The organism is Streptomyces sp. NPDC056480 (assembly GCF_042795405.1).
Lineage (GTDB): Bacteria > Actinomycetota > Actinomycetes > Streptomycetales > Streptomycetaceae > Streptomyces.
In genome coordinates, this window is sequence record NZ_JBHTSA010000022.1 from 23,989 (window position 1) to 43,234 (window position 19,246).

Annotated in this window: 21 protein-coding genes and 3 tRNA genes; 18 read left to right on the forward strand and 6 right to left on the reverse strand. The window is 72.1% G+C overall.

Annotation, left to right across the window (positions count from 1 at the left end):
* Positions 1-42 precede the first annotated feature (42 nt).
* From ACFQ79_RS12655 to ACFQ79_RS12695, 9 genes are all read left to right on the forward strand, one after another.
* Positions 43-588 (forward strand): NADH-quinone oxidoreductase subunit J, encoded by a 546-nt coding sequence (locus ACFQ79_RS12655; protein WP_231077022.1) that lies wholly within the window; start codon positions 43-45, stop codon positions 586-588.
* Positions 588-992, forward strand: a complete 405-nt coding sequence (gene nuoK, locus ACFQ79_RS12660; RefSeq protein WP_383582096.1) for an NADH-quinone oxidoreductase subunit NuoK — start codon at positions 588-590, stop codon at positions 990-992. The genes ACFQ79_RS12655 and nuoK overlap by 1 nt, the downstream gene beginning before the upstream one ends.
* Positions 989-2,977 (forward strand): NADH-quinone oxidoreductase subunit L, encoded by a 1,989-nt coding sequence (locus ACFQ79_RS12665; protein WP_383582099.1) that lies wholly within the window; start codon positions 989-991, stop codon positions 2,975-2,977. The genes nuoK and ACFQ79_RS12665 overlap by 4 nt, the downstream gene beginning before the upstream one ends.
* 27 nt (positions 2,978-3,004) lie before the next feature.
* Positions 3,005-4,558, forward strand: a complete 1,554-nt coding sequence (locus tag ACFQ79_RS12670) for a NuoM family protein (RefSeq protein WP_383582207.1) — start codon at positions 3,005-3,007, stop codon at positions 4,556-4,558.
* Positions 4,555-6,093 carry an NADH-quinone oxidoreductase subunit N gene (locus ACFQ79_RS12675; protein ID WP_383582102.1) on the forward strand — a complete coding sequence of 513 codons (1,539 nt, stop codon included), beginning with the start codon at positions 4,555-4,557 and terminating at the stop codon, positions 6,091-6,093. The genes ACFQ79_RS12670 and ACFQ79_RS12675 overlap by 4 nt, the downstream gene beginning before the upstream one ends.
* Positions 6,094-6,130: 37 nt before the next feature.
* Positions 6,131-6,580 carry a large conductance mechanosensitive channel protein MscL gene (gene mscL / locus ACFQ79_RS12680; RefSeq protein ID WP_383582104.1) on the forward strand — a complete coding sequence of 150 codons (450 nt, stop codon included), beginning with the start codon at positions 6,131-6,133 and terminating at the stop codon, positions 6,578-6,580.
* A 159-nt stretch (positions 6,581-6,739) separates the two neighbouring features.
* Positions 6,740-7,603, forward strand: coding sequence for a zinc metalloprotease HtpX (gene htpX, locus ACFQ79_RS12685; protein ID WP_383582107.1), 864 nt, complete (start codon positions 6,740-6,742; stop codon positions 7,601-7,603).
* Entirely contained in the window at positions 7,600-7,998 is a 399-nt protein-coding gene (locus ACFQ79_RS12690) for a YccF domain-containing protein (RefSeq protein WP_383582109.1), read from the forward strand. The genes htpX and ACFQ79_RS12690 overlap by 4 nt, the downstream gene beginning before the upstream one ends.
* On the forward strand, positions 7,999-9,033 hold the full coding sequence (locus tag ACFQ79_RS12695) for a hypothetical protein (RefSeq protein WP_383582112.1): 1,035 nt from the start codon (positions 7,999-8,001) through the stop codon (positions 9,031-9,033).
* Here the strand turns inward: ACFQ79_RS12695 and ACFQ79_RS12700 are convergent.
* From ACFQ79_RS12700 to ACFQ79_RS12715, 4 genes are all read right to left on the reverse strand, one after another.
* Positions 8,999-10,237 (reverse strand): APC family permease, encoded by a 1,239-nt coding sequence (locus ACFQ79_RS12700; RefSeq protein WP_383582114.1) that lies wholly within the window; start codon positions 10,235-10,237, stop codon positions 8,999-9,001. The two genes, ACFQ79_RS12695 and ACFQ79_RS12700, sit on opposite strands and share 35 nt — an antisense overlap.
* Positions 10,238-10,303: 66 nt before the next feature.
* A complete protein-coding gene (locus ACFQ79_RS12705) occupies positions 10,304-10,927 on the reverse strand; it encodes an alpha-ketoglutarate-dependent dioxygenase AlkB family protein (RefSeq protein ID WP_383582117.1) in 624 nt (207 codons plus the stop codon).
* On the reverse strand, positions 10,924-11,421 hold the full coding sequence (locus ACFQ79_RS12710; RefSeq protein WP_383582120.1) for a methylated-DNA--[protein]-cysteine S-methyltransferase: 498 nt from the start codon (positions 11,419-11,421) through the stop codon (positions 10,924-10,926). The genes ACFQ79_RS12705 and ACFQ79_RS12710 overlap by 4 nt, the downstream gene beginning before the upstream one ends.
* Positions 11,422-11,525: 104 nt before the next feature.
* Positions 11,526-12,017: a YajQ family cyclic di-GMP-binding protein gene (locus ACFQ79_RS12715; protein WP_015035522.1), complete on the reverse strand. Its 492-nt coding sequence runs from the start codon at positions 12,015-12,017 to the stop codon at positions 11,526-11,528.
* A gap of 169 nt (positions 12,018-12,186) precedes the next feature.
* On the opposite strand from ACFQ79_RS12715, the gene ACFQ79_RS12720 reads away from it, so the two are divergent.
* Positions 12,187-12,268: transfer RNA gene (locus ACFQ79_RS12720), tRNA-Tyr, on the forward strand.
* A 68-nt stretch (positions 12,269-12,336) separates the two neighbouring features.
* Here ACFQ79_RS12720 and ACFQ79_RS12725 read toward each other — a convergent pair.
* Positions 12,337-12,993: an SDR family oxidoreductase gene (locus ACFQ79_RS12725; protein ID WP_383582123.1), complete on the reverse strand. Its 657-nt coding sequence runs from the start codon at positions 12,991-12,993 to the stop codon at positions 12,337-12,339.
* 2 nt (positions 12,994-12,995) lie between these two features.
* Positions 12,996-14,276 carry an amidohydrolase family protein gene (locus tag ACFQ79_RS12730; RefSeq protein ID WP_383582126.1) on the reverse strand — a complete coding sequence of 427 codons (1,281 nt, stop codon included), beginning with the start codon at positions 14,274-14,276 and terminating at the stop codon, positions 12,996-12,998.
* A 207-nt stretch (positions 14,277-14,483) separates the two neighbouring features.
* Here ACFQ79_RS12730 and ACFQ79_RS12735 point away from each other — a divergent pair.
* The 8 genes from ACFQ79_RS12735 (at position 14,484) to ACFQ79_RS12770 (ending at position 19,239) form a co-directional block, all read left to right on the forward strand.
* A tRNA-Thr gene (locus ACFQ79_RS12735) sits at positions 14,484-14,556 on the forward strand.
* Between the two features lie 43 nt (positions 14,557-14,599).
* Positions 14,600-14,672 (forward strand) — tRNA-Met (locus tag ACFQ79_RS12740).
* 86 nt (positions 14,673-14,758) lie between these two features.
* Positions 14,759-14,923, forward strand: coding sequence for a 50S ribosomal protein L33 (rpmG, locus tag ACFQ79_RS12745; RefSeq protein ID WP_003956487.1), 165 nt, complete (start codon positions 14,759-14,761; stop codon positions 14,921-14,923).
* Between the two features lie 82 nt (positions 14,924-15,005).
* Positions 15,006-15,458: a MaoC family dehydratase N-terminal domain-containing protein gene (locus ACFQ79_RS12750; RefSeq protein WP_266968255.1), complete on the forward strand. Its 453-nt coding sequence runs from the start codon at positions 15,006-15,008 to the stop codon at positions 15,456-15,458.
* Between the two features lie 2 nt (positions 15,459-15,460).
* A complete protein-coding gene (locus tag ACFQ79_RS12755; protein ID WP_383582130.1) occupies positions 15,461-15,889 on the forward strand; it encodes a MaoC family dehydratase in 429 nt (142 codons plus the stop codon).
* 121 nt (positions 15,890-16,010) lie between these two features.
* Positions 16,011-16,580, forward strand: coding sequence for a TetR/AcrR family transcriptional regulator (locus ACFQ79_RS12760; RefSeq protein WP_383582133.1), 570 nt, complete (start codon positions 16,011-16,013; stop codon positions 16,578-16,580).
* Between the two features lie 83 nt (positions 16,581-16,663).
* Positions 16,664-18,109 carry an MFS transporter gene (locus tag ACFQ79_RS12765; protein ID WP_383582136.1) on the forward strand — a complete coding sequence of 482 codons (1,446 nt, stop codon included), beginning with the start codon at positions 16,664-16,666 and terminating at the stop codon, positions 18,107-18,109.
* 71 nt (positions 18,110-18,180) lie between these two features.
* Positions 18,181-19,239: a UDP-N-acetylmuramate dehydrogenase gene (locus ACFQ79_RS12770; RefSeq protein WP_383582139.1), complete on the forward strand. Its 1,059-nt coding sequence runs from the start codon at positions 18,181-18,183 to the stop codon at positions 19,237-19,239.
* Positions 19,240-19,246 lie beyond the last annotated feature (7 nt).

Here is a 19,246-nt window from a genome sequence, read left to right on the forward strand (position 1 = left end):
AGCGTCGCCCAGCAGGCCGTTCAGCAGGCCGCCCAGCAGCCCGTGCTGAACCAGCAGACCCACGGCTTCCTCTCGCCCACCGGCGTCGAGATCGCCTTCCTCCTGGTCGGCCTCGTCACCCTCGGCGCCGCCCTCGTCACGGTCACCACCCGCCAGCTCGTCCATGCCGCGCTCTGGCTGGTCGTGGCGCTCGGTGGTCTCGCCGTCGAGTACCTGCTCCTGACGGCCGAGTTCATCGCCTGGGTCCAGGTCCTGATCTACGTCGGTTCCGTGGTCGTCCTCCTTCTCTTCGGGCTCATGCTCACCAAGGCCCCCATCGGCCACTCGCCGGACGCCGACTCCCGCAACAAACCGGTCGCAGCGGCCGTCGCGCTCGCCGCCGCGGGCGCGCTCGTCTGGGTGGTCGTCGACGCGTTCCGTACGACCTGGATCGACCTCGACGGAGCCGTGCAGGGCTCCACCGCGGTGACCGGCGAGATCCTCTTCCGGCACTGGGTGCTGCCGTTCGAGGCGCTGTCCGTGCTGCTCCTCGCCGCCCTGGTCGGCGCCATCGTGCTCTCCCGCAGGAAGAAGGAGGAGCAGCGCTGATGCACCTCGCCTACCCGGCCGTCCTCGCCGCCCTCCTCTTCGCCATCGGCGTGTACGGCGTCCTCGCCCGCCGCAACGCGATCCTGGTCCTGATGTCCGTCGAGCTGATGCTCAACGCCGTCAACCTCAACCTGGTCGCCTTCGACGTCTGGCTCCGCGACACCCTGCACGCCGGTCAGGCCCTCACCCTCTTCACCATCGCCATCGCCGCCGCGGAGATCGGCATCGGTCTCGCGATCGTCCTGATGGTCCACCGCAACAAGGGCACCTCGGACATCGACCGGCTCCGTGACACGGCGGAACCGCCGCAGCCCTGGGACTCCGCGGCCGAGGACTCCGCGGCCGAGGACGGCACGACCACCGACGACACGCCCACCGGCGAGAAGGCCGAGGCCACCGCGTGACCACCACGACCCTCGCCGTCCTGGTCCCCCTCCTCCCCTTCCTCGGCTCCGTCGCCGGACTCCTCCTCGGCCGCACCGCCCCCGGCTACGTCCGCCCGCTCGCGGTGCTGCCCACCGTCGCCGCCGCAGTCCTGGCCGTGGTCGTCGCCGTACGGCAGGGCGGCGGGAAGGCGATCGACGCCGCGACCCAGCTCACCCCCACCGGCTCGGTCCCCATCGACCTGGCCCTGTACATCGACGGCTTCGCCGCCCTCGTCGCCGTCCTCGTCGGCGTCGTCGCGACCTGTGTGCAGATCTACTCGACCGGCTACCTCCGCGAGGACCCGCGCTACCCCTCGTACGCCGCGCTCGTCTCCCTCTTCACCTCCGCGATGCTGCTCGTCGTCTACTCGGGCGACCTGATGGTGCTCCTGGTCGGCTGGGAGATCATGGGCATCTGCTCGTACTTCCTCGTCGGCCACTACTGGGAGACCCCCGAGGCGCGGGCCGCCTCCCTGAAGGCCTTCCTCGTCACCAAGCTCGGCGACGTCCCCTTCCTCATCGGTCTCTTCGCGCTCGCCACCGACGCGGGCACGTTCCGGATCACGGGCGTCCTCGGCGCCGTCGCGCGCGGCGAGCTCGACCACCCCACCGTGGTCGCGCTGCTGCTGCTGGCCGGTGTGGCGGGCAAGTCGGCCCAGTTCCCGCTGCACACCTGGCTCCCGGACGCCATGGCCGGCCCCACCCCCGTCTCCGCGCTCATCCACGCGGCGACCATGGTCGCCGCCGGCATCTACTTCACGGCCCGGCTGCTGCCCGTCTTCGCCGCCTCGGCCGCCGCGATGACGGTGCTCGCCGTGATGGCCGCGATCACGATGGTCGGCTCGGCGCTTGCCGCGCTCGCCCAGGACGACATCAAGCGGGTCCTCGCCTACTCGACGATCGGACAGCTCGGCTACATGGCCGGTGCCCTGGCCGTCGGCGACCGCGGGTCCGCCGTCTTCCACCTCCTCTCGCACGGTGCCTTCAAGGCCCTGCTGTTCCTCGCCGCCGGCACCGTCATCCACGCCGCCGGTACGAACTCGCTGACCGCCATGTCCCGCATGAGCGGCCTCGCGAAGCGCATCCCGGACGCGTACTGGACGATGACCGTCGCCCTGCTGGCGCTCGCCGCGATCCCGCCCTTCGCCGGCTTCTTCTCCAAGGAGGCCGTCCTGGTGGCCGCCGAGCACACCGCGCTCGGCGAGCGGACCGTCGCCCCCGCCGGGGCCGGCTGGACCGTCCTCGTCGCCGGGCTGCTGACCGCCTTCCTCACCGCCGCCTACGCGCTCCGCCTCTGGCTGCGGACCTTCCGCGGCCGGGGCGCCGAAGCCCCTCACCACGGTCGCCAGCCGATCGCCATGACGTCCGTCCTGTGGGTCCTCGCGATCCCCTCCCTGGGCTTCGGGCTGACGGTCACGTACCTCGACGACTGGTTCGACGGGAACGCGCTCACCCCGACCGTCACGACGGCCGTCCTCGGCACCGGACTCGCCGCCGCCGGCGCCGTGATCACGTACGCGGTGTGGCGCACCCTCGCCGCCAGGACCCCGGTGACGGCCGCCGCCCAGGCGCCCGTCCCGCACGTGGCCCACCCGGACGCCGACGCCGGTCTCGTCGAGGCCGAGGCGCTGCACCTGCCGCACCCCGCCGAGGACCCGGCCGACCCCGGCCGCGCCCTCCTCGGCCCGCTGCACGGTCCCGCCGCCGACGGCTTCCACCTGGACGCCGTCTACCGGACGGCGTTCGTCCGCCCCGTCCTCGCCGCCGCCTCCCTGGTCCGCTTCCTGGACCGCGAGGTCGTCGACACCTACGTCCGCGCCGCGGGCACCTCCGCCAAGGGGCTCGGCTGGCTCGTCCGCCGCGCCCAGACCGGCAACGTGCAGACCTACCTCAGCGCCCTGCTCGCCGGCTCCGTCGTCCTGGCGATCGTCGCCGTCGCCCTCGCCAACGCCGTCGGAGCGTGAGCCGTGATCGATATCAGCGAATCCGTGATGCAGTTCCTTCTGGCGTTGATCGTCGCCGGACCGCTCCTCGGCGCGGCCGCCGCCCTGCTCCCGGCCCCGCCGGGGCTGAAGGGGAAGTCGCCCGACCAGGCCGTGCTCCGCCACGGCGTCACCGTCACCGGTGTGATCCTGCTGGCCGCGATCGTCCTCGCGCTCGGCTTCGACCACGACCAGCCGTCGAGGATGCAGGCCACGACGGACATCAGCTGGATCCAGGCACTCGACGTGCGGATCCACCTCGGTGTCGACGGCATCTCACTCCCCCTTCTGGTCCTGACCGCGCTCCTGAGCTTCCTCTGCGCGCTGTACTCCTACTTCAAGATGCCCGGCGGCCCTTCCCCCAAGGGCTTCGTCGCGCTGCTCCTCGTCCTGGAGTCCGGCACCCTCGCCACCTTCGCCGTCCTCGACCTGGTCCTGTTCTTCCTGGCCTTCGAGATGGTCCTCATCCCGATGTACTTCCTCATCGCCCGCTGGGGCGGCGAGGGCAAGCAGGCCGCGGCCTGGAAGTTCATCCTCTACACGCTGCTCGGCTCCGTCGTCATGCTGCTCGGCCTGCTCCTCATCGGCGTGAAGGCGGGCACGTTCGACATGGTGGCACTGGCCACTGACAACGGCCGCGGACTGACCACGTCCGTGCAGGTCATCGCCGTTCTCGCGATCGGCATCGGGCTCGCCGTGAAGACCCCGATGTGGCCGCTGCACAGCTGGCTCCCGGACGCCCACACCGCCGCCCCGACGGTCGGCTCGGTCCTCCTCGCCGGCGTCCTGCTCAAGATGGGCACGTACGGCTTCGTCCGGATCCTCCTGCCGATCGCCCCCGACGGCATGCGGATCTTCGCCCCCTACCTCGCCGCCTTCGCCGTCGCCGGGATCATCTACGGATCGCTCGCCTGCCTCGCCCTCGTACGGCCCGGCAACAAGGGCGACCTCAAGCGCCTCATCGCGTACTCCTCCGTCGGCCACATGGGCTTCGTACTCCTCGGCATCGCCACCATGACCCCCACCGGGGTCAACGGCGCCCTCTTCGCCAACGTCGCCCACGGCCTCGTCACCGGCCTGCTCTTCTTCCTGGTCGGCGCGGTCAAGGACCGGTACGGCACCGCCGACCTCGACACCCTCGCCGGAGCCACTGGCGCCGCCCTCTACGGCCGCGCCCCGCGCCTCGGCGCCCTCCTCGCCTTCGCCGCCGTCGCCTCCCTCGGCCTGCCCGGCCTGGCCGGCTTCTGGGGCGAGATGCTGGCCCTGTTCGGCGCCTTCGAGCCCGCCGAGGGCCTCAGCCGCCCCGCCTTCCTCACCTTCATGGCGATCGGCGCCTTCGGCACCCTCCTCACCGCCGCGTACCTCCTGCTCGTCGTCCGCCGCGTCTGCATGGGCGGCCCCCGCCCCGCAGGGGAGACGCCGATCGCCGACGTCCAGGGGTACGAGTTCGCCGCCTGGACCCCGCTCGTCGCCCTCACCGTCCTCGCCGGCCTCTGGCCCGCGGTCCTCCTCGGCCTCACCGACCCGGCCGTCCAGAAGCTCCTCGCCGGAGGCACCCGATGACCCCACCGACGGCGTTCGCCGGCGAGTCGCTCGTCCAGTCCGTCGACTGGCTCACGATCGCGCCCCCCACCCTCACGGCCGTGGTCGCCCTCGTCGTGCTCGTCGCCGACCTGTTCGTCCCCGAGGAGCGCAAGCGCATCCTCGGCTGGACGGCGATCGCCGGACTCGTCGCCGCCCTCGCCCTCCTCGTCCCGCTGCGGGCCGGCGACCGCTCCACCTTCTGCCTCACCGCGGACACCCGGATCGACGCGTGCAGCTACACCGCCGACCACTTCACCCTGGTCATCCAGCTGCTCGTGCTCGGCGGCGCGCTCCTGACGGCGCTGCTCTCCGTCACCGAGACCCGCGAGAGGCTCCCGGCCGGCGAGTACTGGTTCCTGCTGCTCTCCTCGGCCGCCGGGGCCGCCCTGCTGCCCGCCTCCCGGGACCTCGCGACCCTGGTCGTCGCCCTCGAGGTGGCCTCGCTGCCCGCCTTCGCGCTCGTCGGCCTCAAGCGCGGCGACCGCATGTCCGGCGAGGCGGCGCTCAAGTTCTTCCTGTCCTCCGTGACCGCGACCGCCGTCACCCTGCTCGGCGTCAGCTTCGTGTACGCGGCGACGGGCACCCTGCACCTCACGGAGCTCGCCCAGTCCCTCGACGACGTCCCCGGTCAGCTCCAGACGCTCGCCGAGGCGGGCGTGGCCCTCACCCTCGTCGGGTTCGCCTTCAAGACGGCCGCCGTCCCCTTCCACTTCTGGGTGCCGGACACGTACGTCGGCGCCCCGCTGCCCGTCGCCGCCTACCTGTCGGTGGTCGGCAAGGCCGTCGGCTTCACCGGGCTCATCCTGGTGACGGTCGTCGCCTTCCCCTCGTACGCCGATGTGTGGGGCCCGGCGCTCGCCGCCCTCGCGGCGCTGACCATGACCGTCGGCAACGTCGCCGCCCTTCGGCAGCTGTCCACGCGCGCGTGGAGCGCGGTCCGGCTGCTCGCCTGGTCCTCCGTCGCCCAGGCCGGCTACCTGCTCGTGCCGATCGCGGCCGCCGCGTACTCCAGTGACGACCAGATCGGCGCCACCGTCGCGTACGCCCTGATGTACGCCGTGGTGAACCTCGGCGCTTTCGCGGTCGTCGCGCTCGTCGCCCGCCGGCACCCCGAGAACCGGATCGCGGACTACCGGGGCCTGTACGCGACGAGCCCGGCCGCCGCCCTCGCGCTCGCCTTCTTCCTCCTGAATCTGGCCGGTTTGCCCCCGGGTATCATCGGCCTCTTCGCCAAGGTGACCGTCTTCTCGGCGGCCGTCGACGCGGGCCTCGGCTGGCTGGCCGTGATCATGGGCGTCAACGTCGTGATCGGGCTGTACTACTACCTCCGCTGGACGGCACTGCTGTTCCGTACGCCGGAGGGCGCGGTACGGCCGCCGGCCGCCGGGACCTCCGTCCCCCACACGGTCCCCGTGCCGATCACCCTGGCGATCGTGCTGACCGCCGCCGCCGGAGTCGTCCTGTCGGGCTACCCGCAGATCGCGCTCCGCTTCGCGACGGACAGCCTGTTCTGACCCCCCACACGACGAGACACCAGGAGCGGGAAACACCGTGCTGAACGGATTCAAGGACTTCATACTTCGCGGGAACGTCATCTCGATGGCCATCGGTCTGGCCGTCGGAACGGCGTTCACGGCGGTCGTCACCGGCTTCAGCAAGGCCTTCATCACCCCGCTCATCGGTCTCGCGACCGGCTCCGTCGGCAACTTCAACGACGCACAGTTCCACGTCGGCAAGACCGTCTTCCCCTACGGCCTCGCCATCTCCGCCGCCATCGCCTTCGTCATCACCGCCGCGGTCCTGTACTTCCTGATCGTCGCCCCGCTGGCGAAGGTCCAGGAGCGGTTCGCGAAGGAGGAGGCGGCCGACCCGAAGTCCGAGAAGCGCGACTGCCCCCGCTGCTACACGGAGATCCCGGCCATCGCCTCCCGCTGCGCCCACTGCACCAGCGAGGTCGAGCCCACCCTCCTCTTCGAGGAGAAGATCCCCGCCGCCCGCTGATCACCCGAACGGCCCACACCCCGCCCCCGGCGCCCCCGGTGCGGCCGGGGGAACCCGAACCTCCCGCCTGGCGTTGACCAGTACGGAAGGGTCCACTGGACGAGTGGATAAGACCACGAAGCAAAGGGTTCCCCTGCCGCACCACTTGGAGGGCGTACCGTGCACCGCCGGCACAACGGGCTGAGGACCGCCGTACTTCTCGGAGGGCTCTCCGCCCTCATCATCGTCATCGGCAGCTTCTTCGGCCGTACGGGACTGATCGTCGCGCTGTTCGTGGCGCTCGGCACCAACGCGTACGCGTACTGGAACAGCGACAAGCTGGCGCTGCGGGCCATGCGGGCCCGGCCGGTCAGCGAGTTCGAGGCCCCCGCGCTCTACCGGATGGTGCGGGACCTCTCCACGCAGGCGCGTCAGCCCATGCCGCGGCTCTACATCTCACCGACCCAGGCGCCGAACGCCTTCGCGACCGGCCGCAACCCGCGGAACGCGGCGGTCTGCTGCACCGAGGGCATCCTCGCGATCCTCGACGAGCGCGAGCTGCGCGGGGTCATCGGTCACGAGCTGAGCCATGTCTACAACCGGGACATCCTCATCTCCTCGGTCGCCGGAGCGCTCGCCTCCGTGATCATGTTCCTGGTCAACTTCGCGTGGCTGATCCCGGTCGGCCGCTCCAGCGACGACGACGGACCGGGCATCCTCGGCTACCTCCTGATCCTCATCCTCGGCCCGATCGCCGCCTCGATCATCCAGCTCGCCATCTCCCGCTCCCGGGAGTACGAGGCCGACGCCTCCGGAGCCCAGCTCACCGGCGACCCGCTCGCCCTGGCCAGCGCGCTGCGGAAGCTGGACGCCGGCACCAAGCAGCTGCCGCTGCCCGCCGAGCCCCGGATCGAGACCGCGAGCCACATGATGATCGCGAACCCGTTCGGGCCCGGAAAGGGAGTGTCCAAGATGTTCTCCACCCACCCGCCGATGGCCGAGCGGATCGCCCGGCTCGAACAGATGGCAGGTCGACGCCCGTGAAGACGATCCTCAACATCATCTGGCTGATCCTCTGCGGATTCTGGATGTTCCTGGGCTACATGCTCGCGGGCGTCCTGCTCTGCATCACGATCATCGGCATCCCCTTCGGCCTCGCCGCGTTCCGTATCGGGATGTACGCGCTGTGGCCCTTCGGGCACACGGTCGTGGACCGCCGCGACGCGGGCGCGCCCTCCTGCGTGGGCAACGTCCTGTGGCTGATCCTGGCCGGCTGGTGGCTCGCCCTCGGCCACATCACCACCGGCATCGCCCTCTGCATCACGATCATCGGCATCCCGCTCGGGATCGCGAACTTCAAGATGATCCCGGTGTCGCTGCTGCCGCTCGGCAAGGAGATCGTCCCCACCGACCAGGCCTACGGCTACGCGGGCCACTGAGTGCAGAACCCCCGCTACGCGCTCCTCTCCGGCTCGTACGCCGTCGCCCTCTGCAAGGACGTCGACGGCCTGTACGGGGAGCCCGTGCCGGTGCCGCCCGTGCGCTACGAGCTCCGCGGCTGCGAGCCGCGCGGGGAGCTGGCCAGGGCCGTCACCGAGGCGCTCGTGGAGGGCACGGCGCCGCTCGGCACGCTGGACGTGGAGGTGCCCGACGGCCTGTGGCGCCTCGAAGGCGTCCGCGTCCTCGGCGCGCGCGGGGACGCCGTGACCGTCGAGACGACGGGCGCCCCGCGCCGACGGGCCCACGGCCCGCACCCGGCCCGCTGCGCCAACCTGATACGGATCTCGCCCGAGCCGCCGCCGGAGGTCACCCACACCGAGGTCACCTTCCTCGGCTGCTCTCCGCGCGGGGCGCTGCGGGACGCGCTCGCCGCCGGGGCGGAGGAGTTCGGGACGGTCGACTACCGCGTCCTGGCCTGGGTGGGGGATCTGGACCACGGCGGCGAGGCGGGCCGCATCACCGGCTGGGACGCCTCCGCCGACCACCGCGGTCTGGTCGACCTGACCGTGGCCTTCCCCCGCGCGCGGCTGGTGCCGCCGCAGACCCGCGAGGTCTGGGAGCTGTTCTTCGGCGGCAGGCCCGCCGAGCCCGGCACCTGGCGGCGGTTCACCGGCGCGGCGCGCGGCGAGTGGCTGCGACAGGCCGCCCGCCGGCCGCACGGCGCCCCGGAGATCAGCCCGGGGGGCACGTACGAGCTCGACGGGACGGACGTCGTCGACGAGACGTCCTTCCTGTGCGCCCTCGGGGAGGCCGTGTACGGCCCCGGCCGGGGGCCCGGTGTGGAGGCCGGCGGGTTCGGGGAGCAGGCCGGCGGGTTCGGGGAGGAGTGGGCGGGCGTCACGCTCGTCTGGCACCGGGCCGATGTGGCCCGCGCCTCCCTGGGCGTCCAGCCGTGGCTCGGACGCCGTCCCGCGACCTTCCAGGAGCTGACCGACGGCCTCAGGAAGGCGGGGGTACGGCTCGTCCTCGACTGATCGCCCACGCCACGACGCCCGCGGCGACCACCCCTGACCCGGCGAGGACGGCGCCGAGCGGCAGCGCGAAGGCGAGCGCCGCGCACCCGGCGAGCCCGAGCGCGGCGAGCGGCCGGCGCGCGGGTCCCAGGGTCCAGGCGGAGGCGTTCGCGATGCCGTAGTAGACGAGCACCCCGAAGGACGAGAAGCCGATCGCGCCCCGCAGGTCCGCCGTGGCCGCGACGACGGCGACCACGGCGCCCACCGCGAGCTCGGCCCGGTGCGGTACCTGGAAGCGGGGGTGGACGGCCGCGAGCGCGGTCGGCAGATAGGCGTCCCTGGCCATCGCGAGGGTCGTACGGGACACCCCGAGGATCAGCGAGAGCAGCGAGCCGAGGGCCGCGACGGCCGCGCCCACCGCGACCACGGGCACCAGCCATGCGGCGCCCGCCGCCCGGGCGGTGTCGGTCAGGGGTGCGGGGGAGTCGGCGAGTGCCTCGGGGCCGAGGACGGTGAGCACGCCGACCGCGACGAGCGCGTAGACGGCGAGCGCGATGCCGAGGGCGAGGGGCACGGCCCGGGGGATCGTCCGGGCCGGGTCGCGGACCTCCTCGCCGAGCGTGGCGATGCGCGCGTACCCCGCGAATGCGAAGAAGAGCAAACCCGCGGCCTGGAGGACCCCGCCGGCGGTGAGTTCCGCGCCGAGGGAGAGCGGGGTCGTCCCGCCGGCCCCCAGGCCGACCGCGACGACCGCGGCGAGGACCGCGAGAACGAGCCCCACGATCACCCGTGTGATCAGCGCCGACTTCTGAACTCCCCCGTAGTTGACGGCTGTCAGGGCCACCACGGCGGCCACGGCCACCGCGTGCGCGTGCTCCGGCCACACGTATGCGCCCACGGTCAGCGCCATGGCCGCGCAGGAGGCCGTCTTGCCGACCACGAACGCCCAGCCGGCGAGGTACCCCCAGAAGGATCCGAGGCATTCGCGACCGTACACATAGGTGCCACCCGAACTGGGGTACCGGGCCGCGAGCCGTGCCGAGGCCATGGCATTGCAGTACGCGACGACGGCGGCGATCCCGAGCGCGAGGAGCAGCCCGCCCCCGGACCCGGCGGCCCCCGCGGCGGGCCCGAGGGCGACGAAGATCCCGGCCCCGACCATGGCGCCGAGCCCGATGACGACCGCGTCGAAGACACCGAGGGACCGGCGCAGCTCAGCACTCATGCGCCGCAGCCTAGGGGGTGTCCCGCCGATCGGACCGGGCTCGCGCGAGCTCGGCGCCCCGTCGTCCTAGAGCCCCGTCTCCCTGAGGGTGATGTTGAGGCGTCCGGCAAGCCCGAGTGCGGGATCGGCCGTGCCCGGCCGGACCGTGGGCACCCCGTGGTGGACCCACCGCGAAGCCCCGCCGAAGACGAACAGATCGCCGGAGGCCAGCTCGACGTCCTGGTACGGACGTCCCCGGGTCTCCTCGTTGCCGAAGCGGAACACGCACCGGTCCCCGAGGCTCAGCGACACCACCGGCGCGCTCGAACGCTCCTCGCGGTCCTGGTGCATGCCCATCCGCGCCCCCGGCGCGTAGAAGTTCACGAGCGCGGTGTCGGGAGTGAACCCGCCGTCGTCCCCGTACGCCTCGACCAGCGCCTCCCGGCCCAGCCTCACGAGCCAGTCGGGCACCGGAACCCCGACGGTGTCGAGGTAGCGGTACGGCACCCACTGGCGGCCCAGGCACAGTGACCGCACCGACATGACCCCGCCACCGGGCAGCACGGTCTGCCGGTACGGCACGGGGCCCCGCCCCCACTCCCGGCAGACGTCCACCAACTCCCGCTGCCGCGCGAGCGGGAGCCACGCGGGCACGTGCACCGCGCCGGGCGCGATCGTGGCCCGCTCGCGGGGGAACAGCCCCTCGGTCACACCGGGACTCCCTCGAGGCCGAGGAGCCGCTCCTTGCGGTCGAGCCCCGCGGCGTACCCGCGCAGACCGCCGTCGGCTCCGATCACCCGGTGGCAGGGCCGCACCACGAGCAGCGGATTGCGCCCGATCGCGGTCCCCACGGCCCGTACACCGGCGCCCGGGGAACCGACCCGACGGGCGATCTCCCCGTACGAGACGGTCGTGCCGTACGGGATCTCCTCAAGGGCCCGCCAGACGCGGCGCTGGAACTCGGTCCCGGCGTCGTTGTCGAGGGGCAGGTCGAACCGGTCGCGCCGGCCGGCGAAGTACTCGCCGAGCTGCCCGGCGGCCTCGGCGAAGGCCTCGGGGGCCGGGGTCCAGCCGTCCTCGACCTCGACGGCGCCCTTCTGCCCCGGCAGGGACAGCGAGCGCAGCACGGCACGGCCCCCTTCGGTGAGCTGTCCGACAAGCAGCATCTCGCCCAGGGGGCCGTCGACGTACGCGTACACGGTCATGGCTGGTTCCTCTCCCCGCACGGGTCTTCCACGTCCAGTGTGCGGGGCCCGCCGCGCCTCGGGCTGGCGGTATTCGGACACGAGCCTCACGACCCGCTACGAGGTCAGCGGTAGTTCACGAACTGGATCGCGAAGTCGAAGTCCTTGCCCTTGAGCAGCGCCTGCACGGCCTGCAGGTCGTCCCGGCTCTTCGAGCTGACCCGCAGCTCGTCGCCCTGGACCTGCGCCTTGACGCCCTTGGGGCCCTCGTCGCGGATGGCCTTCGCGACCTTCTTGGCGTTCTCCTGGGAGATGCCCTCGGTCACCGACGCGAAGAGCTTGTACTCCTTGCCGGACAGCTGCGGCTCACCCTCGACGTCCAGCGACTTCAGCGAGATGCCCCGCTTGATCAGCTTGGTCTGGAAGATGTCGAGGATCGCCATGACGCGCTCCTCGCCGTTGGCCTGCATGAGGATCTTCTCGCCCGACCACGAGATCGAGGCGTTGGTTCCCTTGAAGTCGTAGCGCTGCGAGATCTCCTTCACGGCCTGGTTGAGGGCGTTGTCGACCTCCTGCCGCTCGACCTTGGACACGATGTCGAAACTGGAGTCGGCCATGACTCGTGGCTCCTTGCTCGGATGCTTGGGTACAGCCCAAAGCCTAGGGGGTGAGCCACGGCCCGAACCGCTGATCAACCGGGTGGCGAACCACCCCCCGGGATCAGGTATTGTTTACGTCGTTGCCACGGAACACCGCCGAAAAGCGGCTCCACGGCAGCGATCTCATGGCGATGTGCCCGAGTGGCCAATGGGAGCGGACTGTAAATCCGTCGGCTTAGCCTACCCAGGTTCGAATCCTGGCGTCGCCACGCGAATCGGAAGGTCCCCGGTGCTTGCACCGGGGGCCTTCCTTCGTTTCCGGGTGGTGGCGGGCCCGTCAGTTTCCGGCCATGTCCTTCACCGCCACCGAGAGCGGGGTCGAGCCCGAGATCAGTTCCAGGGTCAGGCCGGCCGTCGCCGGGGTGTCCAGGAGTTCGGCGATCGTCGCCGCCACGTCGTCGCGGGGGACCGGGCCGCGGCCCGTGTCGGCCTCCAGGCGGACCAGGCCCGTGCCCGCGTCGTCGGTGAGGCTGCCGGGGCGCAGGATCGTCCAGTCCAGGGCCGTACGGGAGCGGACCTCGTCGTCCGCCGCGCCCTTGGCGCGCAGGTAGGCGTCGAAGACCCCGTCGCCCGTGTGCGTGGCGTCCGCGCCCATCGACGAGATGACGATGTACCGGCGTACGCCCGCGCGTTCGGCCGCGTCGGCGAACAGGACCGCCGCCGCGCGGTCCACCGTGTCCTTGCGGTCCACGCCGCTGCCCGGGCCCGCGCCGGCCGCGAAGACGGCCGCGTCGGCGCCCTGGAGCACGGCGGCGACCATCTCGACCGAAGCCGACTCCAGGTCCAGGACGAGGGGTTCGGCCCCCGCGTCCCGCAGGTCCCCGGCCTGTTCCGGTCTGCGGATGATCCCCGCGACCTCGTGCCCGTGCGCCGAGAGCAGCCTCTCCAGGCGCAGGGCGATCTGTCCGTGTCCTCCAGCGATGACGATGCGCATACTCACGACCGTACGACGGGACCGGCCGGAGGGCTTCCCGGCTCGGGCGGCCGCTCCGGACGGGCCTGGCGGGGCAGGTCGAGCGCCGCTGCCGAGTCGCAGTACTCGCGGACGGCGCTGGTCCGGGCCACGACCCGGCCCCGGTGCACCACGATCCGGCTGTACGCGAGGGACAGCACGCCCGACAGGCGCTCGCCGCGCACCGCGAGCAGCTCCGCAGGGAAGCCGGCCTCGACCCGCACCGCCGGCAGCCCCATCGCCGCCCTCGCCTCCGCGCTCACCGCCGCGTACGCCTCCTCCGCCGGCAGCCCGCCGAGCGAGGCGAGGAGGTACGCCGCCTCCAGCGGATCGCCGCGCCCCACCGGGTTGGACACGTCCCGCATCGCCCCGCTGCCCGCCGCGAGCCGCACCCCGGCCGCCCGCAGCAGCCGTACCGGTGCCGCTCCGCGCAGCTCCGTGCCCGCGCAGCCGCCCTGCGGCAGGCACACCACGGTCACGCCGGCCGCCGCGAGCCCGTCCGCCGCCCGGCGCGCCACGTCGGCGGGGAGCCGGCCGAGGCCCGCGCACGGTCCGATCGTCACGCCGGGCCGCAGCCCGCCGGCCATCGCCGCGAGCCGGGCGAGCCGGGCCGGGTCGTCACCGTCGGTGTGCAGGTCGACGGGGACGCCGTGCTCGGCCGCGACCTCCAGGACCGCCTCCACGTACCCCGCCGGGTCCGGGTCGAGGTCCGGGCAGCCGCCCACCACTCCGGCGCCCATCTTCACCGCGTCCCGCAGCATCGCGAGACCGTCCGCGCCGGCCACCCCGGTGAGCAGCCTCGGCACCGCGACCGCGGTGAGGTCCACGAGGCCGCGCAGCGAGCGCCGGGCCTGGAGGACGGCTTCGAGCGGGCCGAGTCCGTGGACGTCGCCGATCCGGACGTGCGCGCGCTGCGCGGTCGCGCCGTGCCCGAGCTGGAGCAGCGCGGCCTCGGTGGCCCGGCGCTGCACCTCGTCGGGGGCGTACGAGACGGGGCCGGGGGAGTCGGCGGAGAGCGCGGTGTCGGAGTGGGCGTGGGGTTCGGCGGCGGCGGGCAGCAGCAGGTAGCCGGCGAGGTCCACGCGCGCGCCCGCGGCGGTGAGGCTGCCGGCCGTGCCGACCGCCTCGATGCGGCCGCCGACGAGCCGTACGTCCACGGTCCGTCCGTCGGTGAGCCGTGCGTGGGAGAGCAGGAGCGAGGTCGAGTCGGCCGTGGTGGCTGCCCCGTCCTCGGGCGGCTGGGGCTGCTTGCTTTCGGCTGACATCGGGGCTCCTCAAGGCTCCTCAAGATCAAGATCACGAAGCGTGGGGCAGAGCCTAGGGGCGCTCGGACCGAGCTTCGAGGAGGAGCGCAATAGTCGTACCGATGAGGCCACGAGTGGCGTACGGGACGCCTGGTGGGGGGCGTCGCGAGGGCGTCGCGAAACGGATTTGGGTGATGGGCCGGAGACCGTGTAATGTCTTCCTCGCTCGCCCCAATAGCTCAGTCGGTAGAGCGTCTCCATGGTAAGGAGAAGGTCTACGGTTCGATTCCGTATTGGGGCTCTGGTGAGAAGGACCCGTCTTCGGACGGGATCCGGATCATCAAAGCGGTGTAGCTCAGTCGGTAGAGCAAGCGGCTCATAATCGCTGTGTCACCGGTTCAAGTCCGGTCACCGCTACACACGGTAGCCGATTGTGGGGTCGGTCCTTCGATCGGCTACTCTTTTATGCGTTCATCCGTCCCATCCGTCCAAGGAGCACTCACGTGGCTGCCACCGACGTCCGCCCGAAGATCACGCTGGCCTGCGTGGAGTGCAAGGAGCGGAACTACATCACCAAGAAGAACCGGCGTAACAACCCGGACCGTCTTGAGATGAAGAAGCACTGCCCCCGCTGCAACTCGCACACTGCACACCGCGAGACGCGCTAACCAGGCTCGTACACGAGGCCGTCCCCACTCGGGGGCGGCCTCGTGTCGTTTGTCGGCAACAAATCCAGGAGGTATCGAGTCCATGGCGCTCGACCAGTCCTTCGTGGGCCGGACCTATCCGCCCACCCCGGCCTACGAGGTCGGCCGCGAGAAGATCCGCGAGTTCGCCGAGGCGATCGGGGACGTGAATCCCGCCTATGTCGACCAGGAAGCGGCCAAGGAGTTCGGGCACCCCGATGTGATCGCTCCGCCGACCTTCGTGTTCGCCATCACGTTCAAGGCGGCCGGCGCGGTCATCGAGGACCCCCAGCTGGGGCTCGACTACAGCCGGGTCGTCCACGGCGACCAGAAGTTCGCCTACACGCGGCCGGTGCGTGCCGGGGACCGGCTCTCGGTCACCTCCACCATCGAGGCGATCAAGTCCCTCGCGGGCAACGACATCCTGGACATCCGCGGCGAGGTCCACGACGAGTCCGGCGAGCACGTCGTGACCGCCTGGACGAAGCTCGTCTCCCGCGCACCCGAGGGGGCCTGACCATGACCGCGAAGATCGCCTACGACGAGGTCGAGGTCGGCACCGAGCTGCCCGCGCAGACCTTTCCCGTGACCCGCGCCACACTCGTCCGGTACGCCGGCGCCTCCGGGGACTTCAACCCGATCCACTGGAACGAGAAGTTCGCGGTGGAGGTCGGCCTCCCCGACGTCATCGCCCACGGCATGTTCACCATGGCCGAGGCGATCCGCGTCGTCACCGACTGGGCCGGCGACCCCGCCGCCGTCGTCGAGTACGGCGTCCGCTTCACCAAGCCCGTCGTCGTCCCCGATGACGGGACCGGTGCGCTGATCGAGGTCAGCGCCAAGGTCGCCGCGAAGCTGGACGACCAGCAGGTGCGGGTCGACCTGACCGCGATGTGCGCGGGCCAGAAGGTCCTGGGCATGTCCCGGGCCGTGGTCCGGCTCGCGTAGGGACCGGTCCGGCTCGCGTAGGGACCGGTCCGGCTCGCGCAGGGACCAGAGGGCGGCTGCGGGAAGCGGCCGCCCCGGCTCGCTCTTGACCAAGTTAGTGATTGAGTACTAACTTGGTTTCATGGCCAGGATGAGTGCGGAGGAGCGGCGCGAGAGCGTCATTCGCGCGGCGATGAGCGAGTTCAGCCGCGGCGGGTACTACGGCACGTCCACCGAGGCGATCGCCAAGCGCGTCGGCGTCTCGCAGCCGTACCTCTTCCGGCTCTTCCCCGGCAAGAAGGCCATCTTCCTGGCCGCCTCCGAGCGCTGCATCGGCGACACCGTCCGGGTCTTCGAGGAGGCCTCGGAGGGGCTGTCGGGCGAGGAGGCCCTGCGTGCCATGGCCAACGCGTACACCAGGATCATCACCGAGGATCCCGACCGGCTCCTGATGCAGATGCAGGTGTACGTGACCGTCGCCGCCGCCGAGGCGGCCGGCGATCACGAGTTCGGCGAGGCCGTGCGGGCCGGCTGGACGGGTCTCTGGGAGACCGTCCACCTCGCGCTCGGCGCGGACGCCGACGAGACGACGACCTTCCTGGCGTACGGGATGCTCATCAACACCCTCGTCGCCATGGGCTTTCCCCCCGAGCACCGGGTCTGGGAGGGGCTCTACCCTTCGGCCCGCCGTCTCGGCCGTCTGGAGAAGTAGGGGCGCCATCGCCGCGCCTGACGGCATTTTCATGATCGTGAAAGTTAGTCAGCAATAACTAACCTGAGATCCGAGGGGCAGTCATGAACCAGCCAGCAGCCCGCCGCGGTTCCGCCGCCTGGGCACTCGTCATCACCAGCGCCGCAGGCTTCATGGCGGCCCTTGACAACCTCGTCGTCACCACCGCCCTCCCCTCGATCCGCGAGGACCTCGGCGGCGCACTCCACGACCTCGAATGGACGGTGAGCGCGTACACCCTCACGTTCGCCGTCCTGCTCATGTTCGGCGCCGCCCTCGGCGACCGCTTCGGCCGCCGCCGCCTCCTCCTCGTCGGACTCGCCGTCTTCACCGGCGCCTCCGCCGCGGCCGCCCTCGCCCCCGGCATCGACGCGCTGATCGCCGCCCGCGCCGTCCAGGGCGTCGGTGCCGCGATCATGATGCCGCTCACGCTCACCCTGCTCACCGCGGCCGTCCCGGCCGCCAAGCGCGGCACGGCCTTCGGCGTCTGGGGCGCCGTACAAGGACTCGCCGTCGCCTCGGGCCCCCTCATCGGCGGCGTCCTCACCGAGCACCTCTCCTGGCAGTGGATCTTCTGGCTGAACGTCCCGCTCGGCCTCGCCCTGCTGCCGCTCGCCCGGCTGCGCCTCGCCGAGTCGCACGGCACCGGCGCCCCGCTCGACATCACCGGTACCCTCCTCGCCAGCGGCGGCCTCTTCGGCATCGTGTACGCGCTGATCCGAGGCCCGATCGACGGCTGGACCTCCCTGACCGTCCTCACCGGACTGATCGCCGGCACCGCGCTCCTCGGCGGATTCATCCGCCACGGCATACGCGCCAAGGCCCCGATGCTGCCCATGCGGCTCTTCCGCAACCGGGCCTTCGCCGGGATCAACGCGGCCAGCCTGCTGATGTTCCTCGGCATGTTCGGCTCGATCTTCCTGCTCAGCCAGTACATGCAGGGCGTCCTCGGCTACTCGCCCACCGAGGCCGGGCTGCGGATGCTCCCCTGGACCGGCATGCCGATGATCGTCGCGCCGCTCGCCGGCGCCGTCTCCGACCGCGTCGGCGGCCGCCCGGTCGTCGCCGCGGGCCTCGCCCTCCAGGCGGTCGGCCTCGCCTGGTTCGCGCTCGTCCTGACCCCCGACGCCTCGTACGCCGCCCAGCTCCCCGCCCTCGTCGTGAGCGGCATCGGCATGGCGCTGTACTTCGCACCGGCGGCCAACCTCGTGATGTCCAGCGTCCGCCCGTCCGAGCAGGGCATCGCCTCCGGCGCCAACAACGCGCTGCGCGAGGTCGGCGGCGCGCTCGGCGTCGCCGTGATGGCCTCGATCTTCGCCGCCCAGGGCGGCTACGAATCCGGCCAGAGCTTCGTCGACGGCCTGCTGCCCGCGCTGTGGGTCGGCGCGGGGGCGGTGGCCCTCGGCGCGGTGGCGGTGCTGTTCGCGCCCTCGCGGCGCCAGGAGGCCCGGCGGAAGGCGGAGGCGGCGGCCGAGGCGGCGGCCGGGGAGAAGGACCCGGTCGCCGTGTGAGCGGGCCCCGCGCCGTCCCGGCCCGGAGACGAAACGTCTCCCGGCCGGGACGGCCCCGTACTCTTGAGCCCGTGCAGCCTCTTCTCGACGCCCCCCTCGCGCCCCTGACCACCTTCCGGCTCGGCGGTCCCGCGGCCCGGCTCGTCACCGCCACCACGGACGACGAGGTGGTCGCGGCCGTACGCGAGGCCGACGCCACGGGGACGCCGCTGCTGATCATCGGCGGCGGGTCCAACCTCGTCATCGGCGACAAGGGCTTCGACGGCACCGCCCTGCGGATCGCGACCGAGGGCTTCGCCCTCGACGGGACCACGCTGGAACTCGCCGCCGGCGAGGTCTGGACCGACGCCGTCGCCCGCACCGTCGAGGCCGGGCTCGCCGGGATCGAGTGCCTGGCCGGCATCCCCGGCTCGGCCGGCGCCACCCCGATCCAGAACGTCGGCGCGTACGGGCAGGACGTCTCCGCCACCGTGACCGAGGTCGTCGCCTACGACCGGCGCGCCGAGGAGACCGTCACCCTCACCAACGCCGAGTGCGCCTTCTCGTACCGCCACAGCCTCTTCAAGGAGCACCCCGAGCGGTACGTGGTGCTCCGGGTCCGCTTCGAGCTGGAGGACGCGGACGGCCTGTCCGCGCCGGTCAAGTACGCCGAGACCGCCCGCGCCCTCGGCGTCGGGGCGGGCGACCGGGTGCCGCTCGCGCGGGCCCGCGAGACCGTCCTGCGGCTGCGCGCCGGCAAGGGCATGGTCCTGGACCCCGCGGACCACGACACCTGGTCCGCCGGCTCCTTCTTCACCAACCCGATCCTCACGGCGGGGGAGTACGAGACCTTCCTCACGCGCGTGACCGCGCGCCTCGGCGCCGACGTCACCCCGCCGGCCTTTCCCGCGGGCGAGGACGGCGCCGTGAAGACCTCCGCCGCCTGGCTGATCGACAAGGCCGGGTTCACCAAGGGGTACGGCTCCGGGCCCGCGCGGATCTCCACCAAGCACACGCTCGCGCTGACCAACCGGGGCGAGGCGACCACCGAGGACCTGCTCGCGCTGGCCCGTGAGGTCGTGGCCGGAGTCCACGAGGCGTTCGGGATCACCCTGGTCAACGAGCCCGTGACGGTCGGCGTCAGCCTCTAAAGCGTTT